This is a genomic window from Streptomyces sp. NPDC090106, from assembly GCF_044747265.1.
Lineage (GTDB): Bacteria > Actinomycetota > Actinomycetes > Streptomycetales > Streptomycetaceae > Streptomyces.
On sequence record NZ_JBIVDS010000012.1, the window covers coordinates 79996 to 88682 of the forward strand.

The 8687-nt window shown below is 75.1% G+C and carries 3 protein-coding genes; all 3 read right to left on the bottom strand.

Going from position 1 to position 8687, the window contains the following annotated elements; translation table 11 throughout:
- Positions 1-13 precede the first annotated feature (13 nt).
- The 3 genes from ACIPSE_RS33475 to ACIPSE_RS33485 are packed head-to-tail and all read right to left on the bottom strand — an operon-like array spanning position 14 to position 8683.
- Positions 14-928 carry a GHMP kinase gene (locus tag ACIPSE_RS33475; RefSeq protein WP_401670126.1) on the bottom strand — a complete coding sequence of 305 codons (915 nt, stop codon included), beginning with the start codon at positions 926-928 and terminating at the stop codon, positions 14-16.
- Between the two features lie 52 nt (positions 929-980).
- Entirely contained in the window at positions 981-5411 is a 4431-nt protein-coding gene (locus ACIPSE_RS33480; protein WP_401670128.1) for an amino acid adenylation domain-containing protein, read from the bottom strand.
- Complete coding sequence (locus ACIPSE_RS33485) at positions 5408-8683, bottom strand: amino acid adenylation domain-containing protein (RefSeq protein WP_401670131.1); 3276 nt, start codon at positions 8681-8683, stop codon at positions 5408-5410. The genes ACIPSE_RS33480 and ACIPSE_RS33485 overlap by 4 nt, the downstream gene beginning before the upstream one ends.
- Positions 8684-8687: the final 4 nt, after the last annotated feature.

An 8687-nucleotide genomic window follows, 5' to 3' on the forward strand; every position in this document is an offset into this window, starting at 1 on the left:
CTCTCCGTTCTCATCATGTCGTCGTGAAGTACCAGGTGTCGTCGATGCCCAGGGCGGCGAGCCGCTTGCGGGCACCGTCGGTGCGGGCGTCGAGGCCGGGCAGGGCGGGGTCGAAGAGGAGCCCGGCCACGTCCCCGCTGTGCGCGACCTGGAGGCCGGCCGCGCCCACCGCCTCGCTGACCCGCAGGAGGTCGCCGAGGCCGGGGACCGGGAGGTGGCGCTGGTTGATGCGGGCGCTGGCGGTGGCCACCCGGCCGAGCAGGGCCACGTCCCCGGAGCGGATGGCGCGGCGGACCGTGCCCAGCAGCGGGCGGAACGCCTCGATCTCCCAGACCGAGTACCGCGCGGGCGGCAGGGTGAGGGTGTCGGTGCCCAGACTGTCCGCGCTGGTGCCGAAGCCCAGCACGGCCAGCGGCATCAGCGGCCCGCCCATGTCCTCGATGACCTCGCCCTCGCGGTGCGCGAACAGGACGGTGCGGTGCGGGTACATGAGCGCGTCGGACGCGGTCTCGGCCGCGACGGCCAGCGCGGCGTACTGCGCGGGGCTCGGGCGGCGGCCGGCGGCCTCGTAGACGGCGCCGATGGTCGCCACGACGTCCGCGGTCGACGAGCCGAACCCGCGGCTGGGCGGGATGTTGCTGGTCAGGCTGAGGGTCCCGCCGGCGGGCACGCCGCCCAGGGACCGCAGGGTCAGCTCGGCCGCCCGGCGGGCCTTGGTGCGCCACGGGTCGGGCATGACGATCCCGGTCGCGGTGTCGGACGGCTCGAAGACGGCGTGGGACTCGTAGAGGGGGCAGGGCAGGGTGATCAGGGCGCGGCGCAGGCGTCCGTCGTACTCGAAGACGCCCTGGAGGATCTCTCCGTGGTGGCCGACGCTGTGGTGGGCTCCCCGGACACGGACCGCCGTCCCGGCCGGACCTGTGGACATGTCGTGCAGCATGGCTTCCCTCAGGGTTGGTGGATGGGGGCGCCGGTGCGGGTCACGCGCGGCCGGTGGGCTGCGACGCGAGGGGGCGGTCCGGCCGTACGGGCAGGGTGGGCACCGCCGTGAAGCGGGCGGGGATCTGGTAGTCGGGCAGGGACTCGGAGAGGAAGTCGATCAGTTCGTCGCCGTCGGGCACGGCGGCACCGGTGGGCGGGACGAGGTAGGCGTGGAGCTCGCCGTCGGCCGTGACGACCGCCGCCTCGGCGATCCGGCGGTGCGCGGTGAGGCGGGCGCGGGTCTCGTGGGGCGCGACGCGGAAGCCCGACACGGTCGGCCAGGAACCGGCCGAGCCCAGGATCTCGAAGCCGTCGCCGGTGGTCTGCCGGGCCCGGTGCCCGGTGGGGGTGAGCACGGCGGCGTCGCCGTGCGCCAGGTGGAGCACACCGGGGACCCCGGCCGGCAGCGGCTCCCCGCGGGAGTCGAGCACGGCGGCGGTGACACCGGGCACCGGGTGGCCGACCGGTACGACGACCGCGTCCGGCTCCGCGTCCTGGCCGAGCGCCCGGTACAGGGCCAGCGGCACTCCGCCGGTCCCGAACCCGGCGGCGAGACGGACGCCGACGGGGGCGCGCAGCGCGGTGGGGTCGAGGTCGGGGCCGAGGGCGAGGACCGCCTCGGCGCCGCGGGCCAGGGTGTCGCGGTGGTGGGCGAGCAGCGTGGTGACGGTGGTGTCGGGCAGGAGCAGCGCGGAGAACGGTTCCTGACGGCCGGCCAGGAGCTCCGCGAGCGCGGCGGGCGAGTGCGGCCGTGTCCCCGGGACGACGAGCGTGCCGCCGCGGGCCAGCGTGGTCCACACCTGGAGCGGGAGGAGCGCGCTGTCGGCCGGGGCGGTCAGGAGGACCTGCCCCGCCCCGAACCCCAGGTCGTCGAGGGCGGCGAGGGCGCTGGTGAGCGCGGTACGGGTGATGCCCGCCTCGCCCACCAGGGCCAGGACGTCGTCGCCGAACGACCGGAACCGCTTGGCCCCGTCTCCTGGCACGGCCGACGGGTCCGCCGCCGGGAGCTCGGTGAAGAGGGTCTCCGTGGCCGCCGGTTCGGTTCCGGGCGCCAGGACCCGGGCCGGGGCGCCGGTGCGGGCGGCGGCCAGCAGCGCGGCGACCAGGTCGGCGCCCGGGGCCGGCCGCAGGGCGACCGGCCGGCCGGGGCCGACTCCCCGCCGGGCCAGCGCCTCGGCCAAGTGGTCGGCACGCAGGCCGAGTTCGCGGTAGGAGACGGAGCCCGAGTCCGTCCGGACGGCCGGTGCGTCCGGGCGCTCCGTGATGGCCCGCTCGACCAGGTCCACGACCGTGGCCCCGGCGGACGCGGCCTCGGAGGTGCTCGCCGGGGCCGCCCCGGTGAGCGGGAACCGGGACACCGGCAGGTCGGGCTCGTCGAGCGCGGCGCTCAGCAGGTCGCGGTAGGCCCGGACCATGCTCCGCATGGTGTCCGCGTCGAAGAGGTCGGTGGCGTACTCCCAGATGATCGTCAGCGCGTCGTCCTCGCTGCTGGGGCGCTTGCCGACCCGCTGCTCGGCCCGCGGGATCGCGACGATGTTCAGGTCCGCCTTGGCCGACCCGTTGTGCTCCATGCGCACCTCGCCGCGCAGCCCGGCGAAGTCCAGGTCGGGGACGGCGGAGTCGTGGAAGCTGAACATCGCCGAGAACAGCGGGTTGCGGGAGAGGTCGCGCGCCGGGGCGATGGCCTTGACGAGCTTCTGGAGCGGCACGTCCTGCCAGGCGTAGCCCTCCACCGCCGTGTCGTGGACCCGGGTCAGGAGCTGCCGGAACGTCGGGTCGTCCGCCAGCCGCACCCGCAGCGGCACCGTGTTGACCATCATCCCGATCAGCCGCTCCGCCTCGGCGAGCCGGCGGTTGGCCACCCCGACGCCGAGCACGAAGTCGCTCTGGTCCGCGTAGCGCGACAGCAGGGCGGCGAACGCGGTCAGCATCGTCGAGTAGAGGGTGACCCCGAACTTCCTGGCCCCTTCCCGCAGCCGCTTGTACTCGTCCGGTTCGAGGGTGACCCGCACGATGTCGCCGCGGAAGGTGAACTCCGGCGGGCGGGGCCGGTCGGTGGGCAGTTCGAGGGCGGGCGGGGCGCCGTCCAGGACCTCGGCCCAGTGACCGACATAGCGGTCGATGACCGGGCCGTCCAGCCAGGACCGCTGCCAGGCCGCGAGGTCCGCGAACTGGAACCGCGGCTCCGGCGGCGCCTCCGTGCCCTCGGCGAACACGCTGTACAGCCGGGTCAGTTCACCGACGAACACCGCGAACGACCAGCCGTCGTGCACCAGATGGTGCTCCACATGCAGCAGCCGGTACGCCTCGTGGCCGTCCTTGGTGACGACCCAGCGGGCCAGCGGCGGCCTCTCCATGTCGAACGGCTGGGCCTGCTCCCGCGCCGACAACTCCCGCCACGCGCGCTCGCGTTCCTCCTCGGACAGACCGGACAGGTCCAGCAGCGGCACCTCGATGTCGATGGCGTCCATCCCCACCGGGCACTGCACGGGCACCCCGTCGACCTCGCGGAACGCGGTGCGCAGGATCTCGTGCCGGCGCACCAGCTCGGTGAGCGCGGCGCGCAGCGCGGTCATGTCCAGGGCGCCGCGCAGGGTGAGCGTGGCCTGCATGCGGTACGCCTGGTTGCTGGGCGAGAGCTGTTCGAGGAACCAGACCCGTTCCTGCGGGAAGGACAGCGGGAGGGGCCGGGACCGGTCCGCGTGCCGCATCGGGGGCGGCGCGGGCACCGACGCCCCCTCGTCGAGCGGGGCGCCGCTGTCGACGAGCGCGGCGATCTCGCGAGGGGTGGCGAGGCGGAAGAGGTGGGAGAGCGGGATGTCCGCGCCGAGGTCGGTGCGGATACGGGCGGCCAGACGCCCGACGAGCAGGGAGTGGCCGCCCAGTTGGAAGAAGTCGTCGGTGGCGCCCGCCGGGGTGCCGCCGAGCAGCTCCGACATCAGCGCGGCGACCGCGGCCTCGGTCGGCGTGGCCGGCTCGTCGCCCTGGCTCACCTCGGACCGGTACGGCGACGGCAGCGCCTCCCGGTCCACCTTGCCGCTCGGCGTCAACGGCAGGGCGGGCAGGGCGAGGATCGTGGAGGGCACCATGTGCGCGGGCAGGGTGCGCGCGCACCAGGCCCGCAGGTCGGCGGGGTGCGCCGGGTCGTCCGGTGCGGCCACGTAGCCGACCAGGACGGTGCCGCGTGCGACGACGACGGCGTCGGCGACCGCCGGGTGCGCGCGCAGCACCTCGGCGATCTCGCCCGGTTCGACGCGGAAGCCGCGGATCTTGACCTGGTGGTCGGCGCGCCCCGCGTAGAGGTAGCGGCCGTCGGGCAGTTCGCGGGCGAGGTCGCCGGTGCGGTAGGCGCGGCCGTCGGCGACCGGTCCATAGCGTTCGGCGGTCAGGGCGGGCCGGCCGAGGTAGCCGCGCGTGACGCCCGCACCGGAGACGACGAGTTCACCGACCTCGCCGGGCGCCACCGGCAGCCCCTCCTTGTCCAGCAGGTCGATGCGCACGCCCGGCAGCGGCCTGCCGATGTCGGGGGTCGCGGAGCCGGTCACCTCGCCGGTGGTGGCCACGATGGAGATCTCGGTCGGCCCGTACGCGTTGAAGACGCGGCGGCCCGGGCTCCAGCGGGCCACGATCTCCGCGGGCAGGGCCTCCCCGCCGCACACCAGGGTGCGCAGCGCGGGGAGTTCGGCCTCGGGGAGCGCGGCGACCACCGACGGCGGCAGCAGGGTGAAGGTCACTCCGAGGCGGTCCATCAGGTCCACCAGGTCCGGGCCCGGCACCACGCTCTCGGAGTCGGCCAGCACCAGCGTCGCGCCGCCCGTGAGGGCGACCCCGGTCTCCAGGACGGAGGCGTCGAAGCTGGAGGGGGCGAACTGCAGGACGCGGTCGCCCGGTCCCACCCCCCACTCGGCGCGCATCCCGGCGATCGTGGCGGCGACGCTCCCGTGCTCGACGAGGACGCCCTTGGGCCTGCCCGTCGAGCCGGAGGTGTAGATGACGTAGGCGAGATCGCCGGGCCCCGCGGAGTCCAGCGGGGCCGGCGCCGGGGAGTCGGCGGCGTGCGGGTCCAGCACGCGGACGTCACCGGGCAGCCGGCGTGCCGCGTTCTCGTCGGCGACGGCCAGGGACACACCGGAGTCGCGCAGCATGTACTCCAGCCGGTCCTGCGGATAGGACGGGTCCAGCGGCACCCAGGCGGCCCCGGCGCGCATCACGGCGAGCAGCGCGGTGGGCAGGGCGGGGCCGCGGCTCACGCAGACCCCGACGAGCGATCCGGGTCCGGCGCCGGCGGCGACCAGGCGGTGGGCCAGCAGGGCCGAGCGGCGCTCCAGGTCGCCGTAGCTCAGGGTGCCGTCCGCCCACAGCAGCGCCGGCTCGTCGGGGGTACGCAGGGCGTGCTCAAGGAACGCCTCGTACAGCAGAGGAGTCTTCATCGCGTCGTACCTCGTTCGTTGTCCGAGGGGCTGGTGGCCGGGGAGACGTCCGCGAGGAGCCGGTGCGCCTCGTCGTCGGACAGCGCCTCGATCTCGGCCAGGATCATGTCGTGGAGGTGCTCCGCCGTTCCGGCGACGGTCGGCCGCTCGAAGATCACGCTCAGCGGGAGCGGGACGTCGAAGACCTGCCGCATCCGGTTGACGGCCCGGGTGGCGATCAGCGAGTGGCCGCCGAAGGAGAAGAAGTCGTCGTGGACGCCGATGCGCGGCACGGACAGCACCTCGGCCCAGATGTCGGCGACGGCCTTCTCGGTCTCGTCGCGGGGCGCGACGTAAGCGTCGCTCTCGTGGTCGGCGGGGTCGGGGTCGGGCAGGAGCGAGGGGCTGAGCTTGCCGCTGGCCGAGCGGGGCAGCGCGGGCAGCACGGTGAGCGTGGTCGGGACGGCGTACCCGGGCAGGCGGGTGGACAGGTGCTCGCGCAGTTCGCGCACGGAGGGCCCGGTGTCGTCGAGGACGGCGTAGGCGGCCAGGCGCAGGTCGCCGGAGGCGGCACGGCGGGTCACCACCGCGGCGTCGGTCACCGACGGGTGCTCGCGCAGCGCGGCCTCCACCTCGCCGAGCTCCACCCGGACCCCGCGCACCTTGACCTGGCGGTCCATCCGCTCCAGGTAGGTGAAGGTGCCGTCCGGGTGCATCCGCCCCCGGTCCCCGGTGCGGTAGACGCGTTCGCCGGGCCGGTAGGGGTGGGGGACGAAGGCGCCGGCGGTCTTGGCGGGATCGCCGAGGTAGCCGCGGGCCAGTCCGGTCCCTGCGATGCACAGTTCGCCGGGGACACCGGGCGGCAGCGGGGCGAGGCGGTGGTCGAGGACCATGACCTCGTTGTTGTCCATGGGCCGGCCGAGGCTGACCGCGCCGCCGCCGTGGGTGTCGCGGGGGCCGCAGACGTGGAAGGTGGAGTCGATGGACACCTCGGTGGCGCCCCACGTGTTGTCGAGGCTGACCGAGTCGCCGAACGCGGCGCGGAAGCGTTCCACCAGGGCCGGGCGCAGGGCCTCGCCGCTGGACAGGACGCTGCGCAGGGTGCGGAGCAGCGCGGTGGTGTCGTCGGGGGTGAGTTCTTCGAGGAAGAGGTCCAGGACGCTGGGCACGAACTGGACGTGGACGGCGCGGTGGCGCACGGTCGCCTCGACCAGGGCGCGCGGGTCGCGGTGCAGTCCGGGCGGCAGCAGCGCCACCGTGCCGCCGGTGATGAGCGGCCAGAGGATCTCCACGGCGGCGTCGTCGAACGGCAGGGTCGTCTTGTGCAGGACCGTCTCGCCCGGACGCAGGCCGTGCCGGTGCTGCATCCACGCCATGCGGTTGACCCAGCCGCGGTGCGTGCAGGCCACGCCCTTGGGGCGGCCGGTGGAGCCGGAGGTGTAGTAGACCGCGCAGAGGTGGTCGGGGTGGACGGTCACGGTCGGGGGCGCCGCCGTCCGGCGGGGGTCGACGCGCAGCGGGACGGCGCCCGCGGCGGTGACCGTGTCGGCGTGCTCCGCGGTGACCGGGTCGGCCCGGTCGCCGCTGATCAGGCAGACCGGCGCGCCGGCGTCGGTGAGCAGGGTGACGATCCGGGCGGCGGGCGTGGCCGTCTCGATCGGCAGATAGGCGCCGCCCGCCTTGAGGATGCCGAGCAGCCCGACGACCATCGCCGGCGACCGGTCGATCAGCAGCCCCACCGGCACGTCGGGACCGACCCCGTGGGCGGTCAGGTCGCGGGCCACGGCGTTCGCCGCCGCCTCCAGGGCCGCGTAACCGGTGGTGCTGCCGTCGGCGTCGACCAGGGCGACCGCCTCGGGCCGGGTGGCGGCGCTGAGGGCCACCAGCTCGTGCAGCGTCTCCGCGGGCGTGTCGACGGCCGGGCGCAGCACCAGGGCGCGCAAGGCGTCCCGCTCGGGAGCGGACAGCAGCGGGATGTCGTCCAGGAGCGTGTCGGGTGCCTCGGCGACGTGCCGCAGCAGCCGTTCCAGCCAGGTGCCCAGCCGCTCCACGGTGGTGTCGTCGTACAGGTCGACGTCCCAGTTGACCCCGCACCACAACCCCGCGGGACCCTGCTCGAAACTGACGCACAGGTCGTACTTGGCGCCGTGGTAGGGCATCGGGAGGTCGGTCACGGTCAGGCCCGGCATCCGGGGCGAACGACGCCGTCCCGTACGGAAGTTGACGAGGATCTGGAACAACGGGGTGCGGGACGGGTCGCGTTCGGGGGCGCTCTCCTCCACCAGCCGGTCGAAGGGCACCTCCGCGTGCTCGAACGCGTCGAGCGACAGATCGCGGAACTCCTCGACGAACCGGCGGAACGTCAGCCGCGGGCCCGGACGGCCGCGCAGCGGAAGCATGTTGATGAGCAGGCCCAGCAGCCGCTCGGTCGCCGGGTCGTCGCGCCGCGCGTAGGTGGTGCCGGTGGTGACGTCCTGCCGCCCGGTGCAGCGGTACAGGACGGTCTGGACGGCGGCGCTCAGCAGCATCGCGGGCGTGGCTCCCGCGGAACGGGCCAGCGCGGTGAGCGGCTCGGCGACCTGCGGAGGCAGCACGAACGCCGTCCGTGTCGCCCCGCGGCCCGCCCGTACGGCCGGACGCGGGCGGTCGGCGGGCAGTTCGAAGGCGGTGTGGTCCGCCAGCGTCTCGCGCCAGTGGCCGAGCCCGGGCCCGCCGGGCCGCCCGGCCTCGGCGGCACGGGCGTCGAGACCGGCCGCCACGATCCGGTACGGCTCGGCGGGCGGGAGCACGGGGGAGGGGGCACCGGCGGTGAACGCCGTGTAGTCGGCGGCCAGTTCGTCGTAGACGAGGGCGCACGACCAGTCGTCGGCGGCGACGTGGTGCAGGGTGAGGACGAGGGTGTGCTCGCGCTCGCCGTGCCGGACGAGCAGGGCGCGCACGGGCAGTTCGGCGGCCAGGTCCATCGGGGTCGCCGCCTCCGCGGCGAGCGCGGCCTCCAGCGCCTCGGCGTCGCCCGCCTCCGTCTCCCGCAACGTGAACCGGTCGAGGGGGCGGACCACGCCCACCGGTCCCGACTCCGCGGCGATCACACCGGTGCGCAGCACCTCGTGCCGGGCCACCAGGGATTCCAGCGCGCGGCGCAGGGCGTCCCGGTCGAGGGGGCCGGCGAAGTGGAGGCGGAGCGGGATGAGGTAGTCGGACGGCGAACTGCTCAACTGGTCGACGAACCAGGTCCGTTCCTGGTCACGGCTGAGCGGCACCTGGACCCCGGCGGGTCCGGGGGTGGCAGACATGGGC